General features: G+C 66.2%; 12 protein-coding genes. 5 read left to right on the forward strand and 7 right to left on the reverse strand.

The window, feature by feature from the left end:
* Positions 1-33: 33 nt before the first annotated feature.
* The 5 genes from B5D62_RS34260 to coaA form a co-directional block, all read right to left on the reverse strand.
* Positions 34-558: a UGSC family (seleno)protein gene (locus B5D62_RS34260; RefSeq protein WP_273701405.1), complete on the reverse strand. Its 525-nt coding sequence runs from the start codon at positions 556-558 to the stop codon at positions 34-36.
* Positions 559-578: 20 nt separating this feature from the next.
* The gene (locus B5D62_RS13035) at positions 579-1,634 is read right to left on the reverse strand and encodes a hypothetical protein (RefSeq protein ID WP_085934279.1); all 1,056 of its coding nucleotides are present in this window, start codon (positions 1,632-1,634) and stop codon (positions 579-581) included.
* Positions 1,635-1,716: 82 nt separating this feature from the next.
* Entirely contained in the window at positions 1,717-2,631 is a 915-nt protein-coding gene (locus B5D62_RS13040) for a LysR family transcriptional regulator (RefSeq protein ID WP_085934759.1), read from the reverse strand.
* A gap of 391 nt (positions 2,632-3,022) precedes the next feature.
* Positions 3,023-4,102, reverse strand: a complete 1,080-nt coding sequence (locus B5D62_RS13045) for an LLM class flavin-dependent oxidoreductase (RefSeq protein ID WP_085934280.1) — start codon at positions 4,100-4,102, stop codon at positions 3,023-3,025.
* Positions 4,103-4,204: 102 nt separating this feature from the next.
* Positions 4,205-5,146, reverse strand: a complete 942-nt coding sequence (gene coaA / locus B5D62_RS13050) for a type I pantothenate kinase (protein WP_085934281.1) — start codon at positions 5,144-5,146, stop codon at positions 4,205-4,207.
* A gap of 117 nt (positions 5,147-5,263) precedes the next feature.
* Here coaA and B5D62_RS13055 point away from each other — a divergent pair, with 117 nt between their 5' ends.
* Positions 5,264-6,877 carry a gamma-glutamyltransferase family protein gene (locus tag B5D62_RS13055; RefSeq protein WP_085934282.1) on the forward strand — a complete coding sequence of 538 codons (1,614 nt, stop codon included), beginning with the start codon at positions 5,264-5,266 and terminating at the stop codon, positions 6,875-6,877.
* 12 nt (positions 6,878-6,889) lie between these two features.
* Here B5D62_RS13055 and B5D62_RS13060 read toward each other — a convergent pair whose 3' ends face one another.
* Entirely contained in the window at positions 6,890-7,309 is a 420-nt protein-coding gene (locus tag B5D62_RS13060) for a CBS domain-containing protein (RefSeq protein WP_139373863.1), read from the reverse strand.
* Between the two features lie 91 nt (positions 7,310-7,400).
* Here B5D62_RS13060 and B5D62_RS13065 point away from each other — a divergent pair, with 91 nt between their 5' ends.
* From B5D62_RS13065 to B5D62_RS13075, 3 genes are read left to right on the forward strand one after another with little or no spacing between them, the layout of a single operon-like run.
* Positions 7,401-8,045, forward strand: coding sequence for a 2Fe-2S iron-sulfur cluster-binding protein (locus B5D62_RS13065; RefSeq protein WP_085934760.1), 645 nt, complete (start codon positions 7,401-7,403; stop codon positions 8,043-8,045).
* Positions 8,042-9,031 (forward strand): FAD binding domain-containing protein, encoded by a 990-nt coding sequence (locus B5D62_RS13070; protein WP_085934284.1) that lies wholly within the window; start codon positions 8,042-8,044, stop codon positions 9,029-9,031. The genes B5D62_RS13065 and B5D62_RS13070 overlap by 4 nt, the downstream gene beginning before the upstream one ends.
* Before the next feature lie 3 nt (positions 9,032-9,034).
* A complete protein-coding gene (locus tag B5D62_RS13075; RefSeq protein ID WP_085934285.1) occupies positions 9,035-11,161 on the forward strand; it encodes a xanthine dehydrogenase family protein molybdopterin-binding subunit in 2,127 nt (708 codons plus the stop codon).
* Here B5D62_RS13075 and B5D62_RS13080 read toward each other — a convergent pair.
* Complete coding sequence (locus B5D62_RS13080) at positions 11,144-11,509, reverse strand: DUF4286 family protein (protein WP_085934286.1); 366 nt, start codon at positions 11,507-11,509, stop codon at positions 11,144-11,146. The genes B5D62_RS13075 and B5D62_RS13080 overlap by 18 nt on opposite strands.
* A gap of 76 nt (positions 11,510-11,585) precedes the next feature.
* Here B5D62_RS13080 and B5D62_RS13085 point away from each other — a divergent pair, with 76 nt between their 5' ends.
* Positions 11,586-13,184, forward strand: a complete 1,599-nt coding sequence (locus tag B5D62_RS13085; RefSeq protein ID WP_085934287.1) for an ABC transporter substrate-binding protein — start codon at positions 11,586-11,588, stop codon at positions 13,182-13,184.
* The last annotated feature ends 20 nt before the right edge of the window (positions 13,185-13,204 follow it).

Below are 13,204 nucleotides of genomic sequence, written 5' to 3' on the forward strand. Positions count from 1 at the left end.
GCGCAAACGCGGAAGCACGAGCGAAGTTCCGCCTCAGCCTTTCAGCAGCATCCCGAGCCCCTGCTCGATGGCGGCCCGCGCCCGCGCGGCAAGCTCCTCGTCGGTGGCGCTGCTGACCGGGTGATCGATGACGACAAAGGCATAGCCCGGCAGACCGAGCACGCGACTCATCATCTCGGCGGCGCTGACGAAGCGGGTCGTCATCACGCCAAAGGCGGGAACGCCTTCGCGTTCAGCGGTGACAGCGTCGTGCAGACTGCACGATGAACAGCTGCCTCAATCTCCAATGCCGGAGACGACCGCATCCCATCGCTTGATCTCGGCGACGATGTGCGCATCGGCCGGTGCGCTGTAGTTCGACTTCGTCCGCAGCACGACATCGGCGACGCCATGCTCCTCGCGGAGAATGCGCTCCAGATGGCCGAAGAAGCCCTTGGTTCCCTTCTTGCCGTTGGAGATGAAGCCGATCGTCTTGCCGGCCAGCGTGTCGAGGCGCGGCGCCGTCTTGCCGGCGGGCGCGGCCTTTTCCGACGTCGGATCCAGGACGATGAATGACATGGCGGTTCCTCTCTATCTCTTCATTCTTTCGGGGGCTCGCAATCGATGCACACGCCCATGGGCAGCGTGACCGCATGGCTCTTGTTGCCAAGCCAGGGCGGAATGATGGCGCCGAAGCCACCGGCCGGCCCGCCGGCTGCGATCACGAGCAGCTGGTCGGGCGATTCCATGGCGGCATATTCCTTGTCGGCGCGATCCTTCACCACCGCGCCCTTGCCGACCTCGCGCCATTCGCCGCGCTTGATGCGGGCGCGCTCGTGGATGAAGTCGGCGATCTTCTTCTTGTCCCACCGGGCCGCGCGCAGGTGATCGCGCAACTGCTTGGGGATCACGATGGCGTAGTTGCCGGGATGGATCGAGTAGTGACGCATGTTCGCCCGCATCTCGGCGGCGAAGGTCTCGAGGATCTCCTCCGGCTTCGTCGTCCACTCGTTCATGATCTGGCGCGGCGACCCTGCCGCCATCACCGTCACCGCCGAGGCCTCTCGCTCGACGCCGCGCACGGCATGCAGCGGCAGCCAGTCGGAATCCTCCTCATCCTCGGCCAGGCAGTAGCTGAACTTTCCCGGATGGCCCAGCGTCGAGCGGTCGATCACGCCCGGCCGCACGTCCATGAGGTTGATCAGGCAGAGGCGGATGGCGCGCCCGATCACCGCCGTGGCGCGATCGGAATTCCCCAGCGCATTGAACGAGCCGGTGGCGCCAAGTTCGAGCCGGATCGGACCGTTCAGCACGACGAGAACGGCGCAGCCGCCCGTACTGGCCGTGGCGCCATGGGCGAGGAACGGCTCCTGCATCATCGCGGTCCAGGCCGTGACGACGACCGGAAAATGCATCGGCAGGCAACCCGCCATCACGGCGTTGATCGCAAGCTTCTCGGCCGTGATCGCCAGCCCGCGCACCGGCTCGATGCCGATCAGCTGATCGGGCGGCATCATCGCCCACTCGAGGCAGGCCTTCACTGACTCCGGGGTCGGCGGAACGATCGGCAGGCCGTCGGTCCAGCCGCTGGAGTGATAGAGCTCCTGCACCGCCTCGATGCTGTCGGCCTCGTAGTTGCGCGATGTGAGCTGCACGGGACCCTCCTTCAGCCAGCATAGTCCCGCCGAGGGCTATGCCAACCTGAAGCTGATAAGGAGAATTATTGCGAAAAAGGTATCAATCGCCCTGCTGCCGCCAGCGCTCGCGCAGCAGCGCCATCAGGCCGGCGGCGGCCGGCGTCGCCTCGCGCTCCCGCAGCGTGATCAGCCCGATGCGCCGCACCAGGCGAGGTTCGGCCAGCGGGACGACCTTCACGCCCGGCACCGGCGGCCCTCGCGTCGCGCCGCCCGGCACGACGCCAACGCCGACACCGGCGCCCACCAGCGCCAGCAGCGTCGCGATCTGCGTGACGACGACGCGCTGGCGAAGCTGGACGCCCGCCGTGACGGCAGCGGCATCGATGGTGCGCCGGGTGCGCGATTCCGTCGGCAAGGCGACGATGGGATGCGCCGCCAGTTCGGCGAGACTGATGCTGCGGCGCTTGGCAAGCTTGTGGCGGGCCGGAACGACGGCATGGAACACCTCGCGGCCGAGCGGCATGCCGACCGCGAAGTCCGGCAGCTCGTCGACATAGCTGATGCCGAAGTCGGCGACCCCGCTCCTCACATCGTCGAGGATCGAGGCATAGACGCCTTCTCTTATATGGATCTCGACGCCAGGGCGGCCGCTGCGATAGGCGGCGATCATGCGCGGCAGCACGCCGCCCGCCACCGACATCACGCACGACACGACCACCAGACCACGCCGCTCCTGCGCCACCTCGCGCACGCTCTGCACGGTGATGCCGAGATCGTTCAGCATGCGCTCGGCGACAGCCGCGAATTCGCGCCCGGCCTCGGTGATCTGGACACGCCGCGTGCTGCGATCGAACAGGCGGACACCGAGTTCCGACTCGAGCTTCTGCAACAGGCGCGTCAGCGCCGGCTGCGACACTCTGAGACGTGCCGCCGCGGCGATGAAGCTGCCGTATTCGGCCAGCGCCAGCACCGCTTCGAGCTGACGCGCGCTGAGATCGGGAAGCGGAGCTCTCATGATCCTGACCCTGCACCAGATGATGCGCCCGGGCGAGAAATCCGGCATTGACTTTCGTTGCGTTTATCGCAATATTCGATTGCGAGTGCCCGGCTCCGCAGGCCGAGCATGGCAGGAGGGACGCGGCTCACGAGACCCGGATCGACGGACGAGCACCAGTTAGCGCAGTTAGCGCTAGTGCGCTGCCCACCGATTATGTCCTCTCCGCCACGCAGTGGGGGAGAGGAAGGGACCCGTTGCGAAGCAACGGGGAGGTGAGGTGGCGCTTGACGCAGAGGCAATGTCTGAGCGCAGGGCGCGATAACCCACCTCACCCTCCCATCGCTACGCGATGGGCCCCTCCCTCTCCCCCCACGAAGACGTGGGCGGAGAGGTGTTAAAACCGGCAGCCTCAGGCCGCCATCCGCTCCCGGTTGTGCTCCTTCAGGATCGGCATCACCCACTTGCCGAAGCGCTCCGCCTCCTCGTCGTGCAGGTAGCCCGACAGGCAGAAGGAATGGCAGCCGAGATCGATGAACTTCTGCAAGGTGTCGGCGCATTGCTCGGGATCGCCGACGACGGCGATGCCGGCGCCAGGCCGCACCTGCGTGATGCCGGTCCAGAGATGCGGCTCGATCGTCTCGCCGATCGCCGCCAGCTCGCGCACGCGTCGGTTGGCTTCCGACGTGGCGAAATGCTGCTTCACGAACGTCTTCTGCGACTCGCTGGCATGGGCCACCAGTTCGTGCGCGAAGTCCCACGCCTCCTTCTCCGTCGGGCGGCAGACGATCTGCAGGCGCATGCCGAAGCCGATCTCCCGCTCCCGCCCGTGCCCGGCGGCCATGGTGCGGATCTCGGCCATGTTCGCGCGGATGCGATCATAGGTATCGCCCCAGAACAGATGCACGTCGGCATGCCTGGCCGAGATTTCCCAGGCCTGCCGGCTGCCGCCGCCGAGATAGAATTTCGGATGCGGCTTCTGCAGCGGATAGGGACGGATCTGCGCCCCCTTCAGCTGATGGAACTTGCCGTCGAAATGCAGCGGACCATGGGTGGTCCACAGCGCCTTCAGGATCGAGACCTCCTCCTCCATGATCTCGTAGCGCTCTTCCTTGCCCCATTTGATGCCTTCGGCCGCGTTCTCCGTCTCGCTCTGGCCGGCGATCAGGTTGATGCAGATGCGCCCGCCCGACAGCTGGTCGAAGGTCGAGATCATCTTCGCCAGCAGCACCGGGTTGATGTAGGACGGCCGCGCCGCCACCAGCATGCGGATCGACTTCGAGCGCGCCACCATCATGGCGCTCGAAATCCAGGCCTCCCAGCACGCCGTCTGCACCGGTACCAGCATGTATTCGAAGCCCGCCGCCTCGGCCGCACCAACGATGCGATCGAACAGCGCCAGCGACGACGGCACCTGCGCAGCCGGTACGCCATAGGCCGTGGTGTCACCGGCGGTCGGCAGGAACCAGCCGAATTCGAGTCTGCGCTGCATTGGACGTTTCTCCCTTTGTTCAAGCTTAGCGCAAATCCCAGCAGCGGGGACACAAACGCTCCAAGCCGCCCGTTCTGCAGGGCGACTGACGCTCCGACCGTGTCAAAGCTGGCGCAGCGACACCCTCTCGATGGCATGATCGCCGCCCTTGGACAGGACGATGTGAGCGCGTTCGCGCGTCGGCAGGATGTTCTCGCGCAGATTGACCGCGTTGATCTCCGACCAGATGCGCTGCCCGACCTCGCGCGCCTCCTTCTGTGGCAGATCCTTGTAATGGTGGAAGTACGATGCCGGCTTCTGGAACGCGGTGCGCTGGAGCATCAGGAAGCGCTCGACATACCAGGCCTCGATGTCGGCGGTCCGCGCGTCGAGGTAGATCGAGAAATCGAAGAAGTCGGAAAGAATGACCGAAGCCGGCCGGCCGCCCGGTCCGCCGACGACGCCGGGCTGCAGCACGTTGAGACCCTCGAAGATCAGCACATCGGGTCGCCGCACCACCTGCCATTCGTCGCGGACGATGTCGTAGGCCTCATGCGAGTAGACCGGGGCGCGCACCTCGGGAACACCGGCCTTGATGTCGGCCAGGAACCGCACCATGCGACGGGTGTCGTAGCTTTCGGGGAAGCCCTTGCGGCGCACGAGCTGCTTGCGCTCGAGTTCCTGCAGCGGAAACAGGAAGCCGTCCGTGGTCACCAGGTCGACCGTGGGCGTTGCCGGCCAGCGCGCGATCAGCGCCTGCAGGACACGCGCGAAGGTGCTCTTGCCGACCGCGACGCTGCCGGCGATCGCGATCACGTAGGTACGGCCGACGAAGGGGCGGCCCAGGAACGTGTCGGTGACGCCGTTGAGGTTGCGCGCGGCCCGGACATGCAGCTCCAGCAGACGCGACAGCGGCAGGTAGACCTCGGCGAGTTCGTCCAGCGACACGCTGTAATTCATGCCGCGCAACGCGACGAGCTCGTCATGGGTGAGCGTGAACGGCGTATTGGCCCGAAGAGCCGCCCATTCGGCGCGGCTGAAAGTCTGATAGGCGTCCGCCCGCATACACACGCTCCTGCGAAGAACAGCGCCATGTTTAGGAGGATTCGCGCCGGACGCAATTCATGCTGGCGACGACGTAAGAAAATCGTCACCATCCGGCCCGGTTCGGGGGAGTAGTAGATGTATCAGCACGGCAAGCGGCCGACCATCGCATCACGGCACGGCATGGTGGCGGCGGCGCATCCTCTGGCGGCAGCCGCCGGAGCGCGCGTTCTCGGCAATGGCGGCACAGCGTTCGACGCGGCAGTCGCAACGGCCGCGACCTTGAACGTCGTCGAGCCCTACATGTCGGGACTGGCCGGCCGCGGCGTGGCGACCTGCTACATCGCCAAGGAACGTCGCATCCGCTGTCTCGACTTCGTCGCCCCCATCCCGCTGAACTTCCCGGTCGACAAGCTGAGCCGTCGCGACCAGCTGATGCGCGGCGCCTTGCCGGTCGGCGCGCCCGGCAATCTTGCCGGCTGGTGCGAGCTGATCCAGAGCCACGGCCGCAAGAAGCTTCCGGAACTGTTCGCGCCGGCCATCGCCATCGCGCGCGACGGCTTCCGGCTGATCGAATTCAATATCGAGGAGATCCGCGCCGCCGGGCCGGACCTCGCCAACCATCAGGCGCTCTACCCCGAATGGTCGCGGGTCTACACGGGCGGACAGGGCACCGTGTCACCCGGCTTTATCCTCAAGCAGCCGGATCTCGCACGCACGCTCGAGGCGCTGGCTCAGGAAGGGCCGGGCCTGCTCTACGGTGGAGCGCTCGGCCAGAAGATCATCGATCGCCTTAGCGAACTGGGCGGCTGCCTGACGATGGACGACTTCAAGGCGGTGAAGCCCAACTGGGTCGATCCAGCGACGGCCGACTATCGCGGCTACACCGTGAACGTGCCGCCGCCGCCGTGCGAGGGCTTCCAGTATCTCTTGACGCTGCGCATCCTCGAAGGCTTCGACCTCGCCGGGACGAAGCGCAACTCGACCGAGCATTTCGACACGGTGCTGCGGGCCATCCGCCTCGCCGCCGGCGTGCGCATCGCAACCGGGGTGCCGAGCCGGCAGAAGCTCGCGGAGATCCTGTCCGACAGCTTCGTGGAGCCTCTGCGCGCCCGCGTGCGCGATGGCCAGCCGATCGTCGGGCCGACGGAGCAGTGGACGCCGATGGAGGGCCAGGCGGCGGCCCAGGAAGAAAGCCACACGACCTCGTTCTCGATCGCCGACAGCGACGGCAACCTCATCTGCGTCACGCAGAGCCTGGGAAGCGTATTCGGCTCGGCGGTGGTCGTCCCGGGAACCGGCCTCTGCCTCAACAACTTCCTCTATTGGGCCGACGTGAATCCCGACAGTCCCAACCGCGTCAAGCCGGGCGGCGCCTTGCCGATGTGCATGGCGCCATCGGTGGTCACGAAGGACGACAGGCCGGTGCTGGCCCTCGGCACGCCGGGCAGTTACGGCATCCTGCAGACGCAGCCGCAGGCGCTCGTACAGTACCTCGATTTCGGCCTGCCCCTGCAGCAGGCGATCGAGTCGCCGCGGGCCCGTCTGACCGACGGTCGCGAGGTGCTGCTGGAAGCGCGTCTGGAAATGGAAGTGCATGAGGCACTGCGCCAGCGCGGTCACAGCGTGACCAGCGGCCCCGCCTGGACGATGAAAGTGGGCGGCATGCAGGGCGTCGCGGTGGATCCGGAAACCGGAATCTTCACCGGTGGCTGCGATCCCCGCCGCGACGGATATTGCGTGCCGGCCTGACGGACCGGCCGGTTATTTCCGCGGACGGGACGGTTCCGAGATTTCGGCGACGGCCGCCCCGACGCTGGCCAGGGCCGCCGCTCTTGGCTCCGTCGCCACGTCGCCCAGGGCAACGATGCCGACCAGGCTCTTGTCCCGGTCGAGGACGGCAAGCCGGCGGACCTGCAACGTCTTCATGCGTTCCAGCACCTCGTCCGCCTCCTCGTCGCAGAAGGCATAGGCGATATCGCTGGTCATGCAGTCCCGCACCAGGGTCTCGACGGGCGACAGGCCGGCCGCGACGCCACGGACGACGATATCGCGATCGGTGATCGATCCCACCAGGCGCTGACCGTCGCAGACGGGCAGAGAACCGACACCCAGCGCCTCCATGGCGGAAGCCGCCTGCTGGAGCGAGGCGTCGGGCGCCACGGTTTCGACACCGCGAGTCATGATCTCCGAAACCTGCATAGGAACGTAATGCGGCATCGAACTTCGGGTTCCCGCCGCGCAACGCCGTTCCATGGTGGTCGTTGTGTCTGCCATGAGCGACCACCACCTGACCCGCCGGGGAATCCTCGGCAGCGGCATCGCCCTGACGGCCCTCCAGAAGACGGCGGTCTATGCCGGCCCTTCCTCCGAGACCGCCCCGTCCTCGGCGCCAGGCGCGGTCGAAAAGGTCGATGTCCGGCTGACGGTCAACGGCATCGGCCATCAGTTGAAGCTCGATCCCCGGACGACGCTGCTCGATGCACTGCGCGAGCATCTTGACCTGACGGGCACGAAGAAAGGATGTGACCACGGCCAGTGCGGCGCCTGCACCGTCCTGATGGATGGCGAGCGGCGCAACGCCTGCCTCAATCTTGCACTGGCCTGCGACGATCGCGAGATCACGACGATCGAAGGCCTGGGCACCGCGGAGCAGCTTCACCCCGTGCAGGCCGCCTTCATCAAGCACGACGGCTTCCAGTGCGGCTACTGCACGCCGGGACAGATCTGTTCCACCGTCGGCATGCTCAACGAGATCGAGCGCGGAATCCCTTCGGCTGCCAGCGCCGACTTGCGCACCGCCATCGAGCTGACCGAGAGCGAGGTCCGCGAACGCATGAGCGGCAATATATGCCGGTGCGCGGCCTATCCCAATATCGCCGCCGCGATCCTGGAGGCGGCCGGAAAGACCAGTGGATGAGACCTTTCACCTATGAACGGCCGGCCGATGTCCCGGCCGCCCTGCAAGCCATCCGCAAACCAGGTGCCCGGTTCATCGCCGGGGGCACGAACCTGCTCGACCTGATGAAGGTCGATGTCGAAGCGCCGACCCATCTCGTCGATGTGTCGCGGCTGCCCCTGGAACGGATCGAGGCGACGGAAGCAGGCGGCCTGCGCATAGGCGCGATGGCGACCAACACATATGTTGCTGCCAACGCCCGGGTGCGGGAGCACTATCCTGTGCTCGCTGCCGCGCTGTTGAATGGTGCCTCCGGCCAACTTCGCAACCAGGCGACGACCGGCGGAAACCTGCTGCAACGCACCCGCTGCTATTACTTCTACGACGTCTCCAAGCCTTGCAACAAACGCAGCCCGGGCAGCGGCTGCTCGGCCTTGCACGGCTACAACCGCATTCATGCGATTCTCGGCGCCAGCGACGCCTGTATTGCCGTCCATCCGTCGGACATGGCGGTGGCGCTCGCCGCTCTCGATGCCGAGATCGAGACGCAGACCGCGGATGGCCAAGGCCGGCGCCTCAAGGTCGCCGATCTCTACCGCCTTCCCGGCTCCACGCCGCATGTGGAGACCATCCTTCAGCCCGGCGAACTGATCACCGCCGTGGTGCTGCCGCCGCCCGTCTCTGCCGGCCAGGTCTATCGGAAGGTCCGCGATCGAGCCTCGTACGCCTTTGCGCTCGTCTCCGTCGCGGCGCTCGTCGAGCTCGAGGGCGACCGCATCCGTTCGGCACGGATCGCCCTGGGAGGAGTCGCGCCCAAGCCATGGCGGGCGGTGGAAGCGGAACGCCGATTGATGGGAGCCAACGCCAGCGCCGCAACCTTCCTCGGCGCCGGCGAGACCACCGTGGCCGAGGCGCACGCCTATGGCCACAACGACTTCAAGATCGCCCTGGCGGCGCGCACCGTCGCCCGTGCCCTGTCGGAAGCCGCCGCGCAGCACAAGGGATAACGCATGCCCAACGCCGTCATCGGTCTGCCGCTCGATCGAGTGGATGGAGTCGCCAAGGTCACGGGCTCCGCGCGCTACGCCGCCGATGCGAAGGCAGGTTCGTCGCCCGCGTTCGGCGCGATCGTCACCAGCACGATCGGTCGCGGCCTGGTGACGAAGGTCGATGCCGAGGAGGCCGAACGGTCGCCGGGCGTGCTGCTGGTGATGAGCCATGAAGACGCTCCCGCCCAGGCGCCGTTCAAGCAGCGCGGCGGCAACCGGCACGCACGCGCCAAGCCGGCTCTGTCGGAGAGCCGAGTCTATTATTACGGCCAACCCGTCGCGCTGGTCGTGGCGGAAACGTTCGAACAGGCCAGAGCTGCGGCAGCGCTGATCCGTCTTTCCTATACGACCGAAAGCGGCTCCTACGATCTCGCCGACGGCCGCAAGCTTGCCTATACGCCCGAAACGCTCGTGGCCGGCAAGGCGGACACGCAGGTCGGCGATTTCGAGCCGGCCTTCGCCGGCGGCGAGGTCAAGGTCGATGCGACCTACACCACGCCCTATCAGAGCCACAACCCGATGGAGCTGGTCGGCAGTCTGGCCGAATGGCAGGGCGACAAGCTCACCGTCCACTGCGCCGCCCAACTGGTCGATGCCGCCCATCACTCGATTGCATCCACGCTCCAGGTGCCGCTCGAGAATGTCGAGGTGGTGAGCGAATATGTCGGCGGCGGCTTCGGCGGCAAGCTGCCGATCTACGCCGATGCGATCCTGGCCGCGTTGGCGGCGCGTCGTCTGAAGCGGCCGGTCAAGGTGGTGCTGACCCGCCAGCAGATGTTCTCCGTCACGACCCATCGTGCCGCCTCGATCCAGCGCGTGCGACTGGCCGCTGGCAAGGATGGCCGATTGACGGCTCTGGCGCACGAGGCCTGGACCCAGTCGGCCCGCGCCGATGAATTTGCCGAAGGCGCGGCCGTCTGTTCCCGAGCGATGTATGCCGCCCCGGATCGAATGACCCGCCACAGAATCGTGGCGCTCGACCTGCCGGTCGCCGATGCCATGCGCGCGCCGGGCGATGCCATCGGCCAGTTGGCCGTCGAGCAGGCAATGGATGAGCTCGCAGAGAAGCTCGACCTCGATCCGCTCGAGCTGCGCCTGCGCAACCAGCCCGATCGAGATCCGGAAAAGAAGATCCCCTTCTCCAGCCGTGCCTTGGTCGCCTGTCTGCAACAGGGCGCGGAGCGTTTCGGATGGTCGCGCAGGCACAAGGTTCCAGGCAGTGTCCGCGAAGGCGCCTGGCTGATCGGTCTCGGCATGGCAGCAGCGATCCGGCCCAACTATCGCCAGGCAGCGCATGCTCGCGTGCGCATGGACGAGGACCGCCATGTGACGGTCGAGATGGATATGACCGACATCGGCACGGGCTCCTACACGATCCTTGCGCAGGTGGCCGCCGAGGTGCTCGAGGTGCCCGTCGAGGACGTCTCGGTGCGGCTGGGCCGCAGCTCCTTTCCTCAGACGCCGGGCTCGGGCGGATCGTTCGGCGCCGCCAGTTCGACCGCGGCGCTTCGAGAAGCCTGCCTTGCGCTGCGGAAGCAGCTCGAGGACGGGAAGCAGCCGGGTAATCTTCAGGCCGAAGCGGGCGCCGAGCCCGGCGATGAATACAAAACCTATTCGCAACACAGCTACGGCGCGCATTTCGCCGAGGTGGCGGTGGACACGACAACCGGCGAGGTGCGTCTGCGCCGCATGCTGGGCGTATTCGACGTCGGCCGCGTTCTCAATGCCAAGACGGCCCGGTCACAGCTGATCGGCGGCATGATCTGGGGCGTGGGGTCGGCGCTGCACGAGCATGCGGTCGTCGACCAGCGTCTCGGCGCGTTCGTGAACAACGACCTCGCCGGCTATCATGTGCCGGTCCATGCCGATATCCCGATGGCGGTCGATGCCGTCATGCTGGCCGGATTCGACGACAAATCGAGTCCGCTCGGGTCGAAGGGCGCCGGCGAACTCGGCATCTGCGCCGCCGGCGCGGCCGTAGCCAACGCCGTCTACAATGCCTGTGGTGTGCGGATCCGCGATTATCCCATCACGCCTGACAAGGTTCTGGGCGGGCTGCTACAGTCCAATCTAGCGCAACAGCGCTGACACGACCCGCGTTTGCGAGCGGACATGCGGCGCGAACCGACCCCAGCCGCGCATCGCGGTGAATTCCTTGGTGCGGACGGCCTCCGGGGAGGCGAGTTCGTAGACCGTCATCCACAGCTTCGCCGATCGACGGCGACCCTCGCCTCGTTCGCTTTCGGCAATCTCGCCGACCGAGACGTAGCGCCGGCCCGACAGGACACCGGGGCAGGACAGCGCGTCCGGCAGGTGCACGTCGTCGTACCAGCGGCTCCATTCCGCCTCGACCTCGGCATCGACCTCCGCCGTCACGATCAGCAGACAGGCAGGCAACGGATATTCGGGCAACTCGTCCTTCGGAAGAGCACTCATCGGCATTCCTCTTGCACGGAAGCGTAAGGCACGATGGAATGCGAACCGACGAGGTTCTTCAAGGGGGAGTGGCGCCATGCGCAAATGGGTCTTGTTAGCTGCTACGGCGTTGGCCGTATTCGGCGCCGTCTCGGCCAACGCCCAGGACACGCCGCGGCGGGGCGGGACGATCCGCATGACCGCGCCCTATGCGGCAAGCTTCGGCAGCCTCGATCCGCAGGCCACACCGCGGGCACAGGACGATATCGTCGGCAAGGCGCTGCATCGCACGCTCTACAATTGGGATACGGCCAACAGCAAGCTGGCGCTCGAACTGGCGACATCGGTCAGCGTTTCGCCCGACGGGCTGGTCTATACCTACAAGCTGCGCGACGACGCCTACTTCCACAACGGCCGCAAGATGACGGCCGACGATATCATCTGGTCGTTCACGCGCATCATGGACGGCAGCAAGGGCTACCCGGGCGCGCGCTACGTCCGCCTGATCAAGGGGGCGATCGACGTCGAGAAGGGCACGGCGAAGGAGATCTCCGGCCTCAAGAAGATCGATGACTACACGCTCGAGATGACGATCACCGACCGCGTCGAGCCGGGATATTATTTCTTCTCCGGCACGACCGCGATCCTGCCGAAGGAAGAGGCCGAGAAGCCGGATTTCGCCTCGCATCCCGTTGGCCTCGGCCCGTTCAAGTTCAAGGAGCATATCCCCGGCAGCCGCGTGGTGGTGGAGCGCTTCGACAAGTTCTACAAGACCGGCAAGCCCTACGCCGACACGCTGCAGGTGCTGATCATGGCCGATGCCGCCGCGCGTGACATCGCCTTCCGCAACAAGGAGATCGACACCTCGATCCTCGGCCCGGCCCAGTACGTCGCCTACAAGGCCGATCCCGAGTTGTCGAAGGGCGTGCTCGAGGTCGCCGAGATGTTCACGCGCTCGATCCAGTTCAACCTGACCAACGGCACCAAGGAGCTCAAGGACAAGCGCGTCCGCCAGGCCATCAACTACGCGATCGACTCCGACCTGATCATCAAGCGTCTGGTCAAGGACAAGGCATATCGCGCCACGAGCTGGCTGCCGCCCTCGTCGGCGTCCTTCGACAAGACGATTAAGCCCTACTCGTACGACCCGGAGAAGGCCAGGAAGCTGCTGGCCGAGGCCGGTCTGCCCAACGGCTTCGAGTTCGAGCTGACGACCAGCCAGAACGAGAGCTGGGGCATGCCGATCGTAGAGGCGATCATCCCGATGCTGGCCAAGGTCGGCATCAAGCTGAAGCCCAAGCTCGTCGAGGCGACGGTGCTGACCGAGATCCTGATGAAGGGCGAACATCAGGGCCTGATCGCGTCGAGCCTGACCGGCCCCGACTCGCTGGCGACGCTGCGCTGCTTCTATTCCAAGACGCCGCGTACGGCCTGCAACTACACCGGCTTCAACAACGCCGACTTCGACAAGCTGCTCGACGATGCCAGCCAGACGGGCGACATGGCCAAGCGCGACGACCTTCTCAAGAAGGCCAACAACATCCTGTTCGACGAGGCGCCGGTGTGGTTCTTCAACTACAACAAGGCCGTGCTGGCACATCAGCCGTGGGTGCACGGCCTGCAGGCCAACCCGACCGAGATCACCCACCAGTACCCCGAGAATATCTGGGTCGACGCGACCTCGCCGGCGAAATAGTAGAAGCAAAAGATCCCTCG

This window comes from Enhydrobacter aerosaccus (genome assembly GCF_900167455.1).
Classification (GTDB): Bacteria; Pseudomonadota; Alphaproteobacteria; order Reyranellales; family Reyranellaceae; genus Reyranella; species Reyranella aerosaccus.

Coding starts and splice junctions, on each gene's coding strand:
- B5D62_RS13070 (WP_085934284.1), top strand. CDS start 8,042: ATGAGACCTTTCACCTATGAACGGCCGGCCGATGTCCCGGCCGCCCTG.
- B5D62_RS13060 (WP_139373863.1), bottom strand. CDS start 7,309: ATGACTCGCGGTGTCGAAACCGTGGCGCCCGACGCCTCGCTCCAGCAG.
- B5D62_RS13040 (WP_085934759.1), bottom strand. CDS start 2,631: ATGAGAGCTCCGCTTCCCGATCTCAGCGCGCGTCAGCTCGAAGCGGTG.
- B5D62_RS13075 (WP_085934285.1), top strand. CDS start 9,035: ATGCCCAACGCCGTCATCGGTCTGCCGCTCGATCGAGTGGATGGAGTC.
- B5D62_RS13085 (WP_085934287.1), top strand. CDS start 11,586: ATGCGCAAATGGGTCTTGTTAGCTGCTACGGCGTTGGCCGTATTCGGC.
- B5D62_RS13045 (WP_085934280.1), bottom strand. CDS start 4,102: ATGCAGCGCAGACTCGAATTCGGCTGGTTCCTGCCGACCGCCGGTGAC.
- B5D62_RS13055 (WP_085934282.1), top strand. CDS start 5,264: ATGTATCAGCACGGCAAGCGGCCGACCATCGCATCACGGCACGGCATG.
- B5D62_RS13065 (WP_085934760.1), top strand. CDS start 7,401: ATGAGCGACCACCACCTGACCCGCCGGGGAATCCTCGGCAGCGGCATC.
- coaA (WP_085934281.1), bottom strand. CDS start 5,146: ATGCGGGCGGACGCCTATCAGACTTTCAGCCGCGCCGAATGGGCGGCT.
- B5D62_RS13080 (WP_085934286.1), bottom strand. CDS start 11,509: ATGAGTGCTCTTCCGAAGGACGAGTTGCCCGAATATCCGTTGCCTGCC.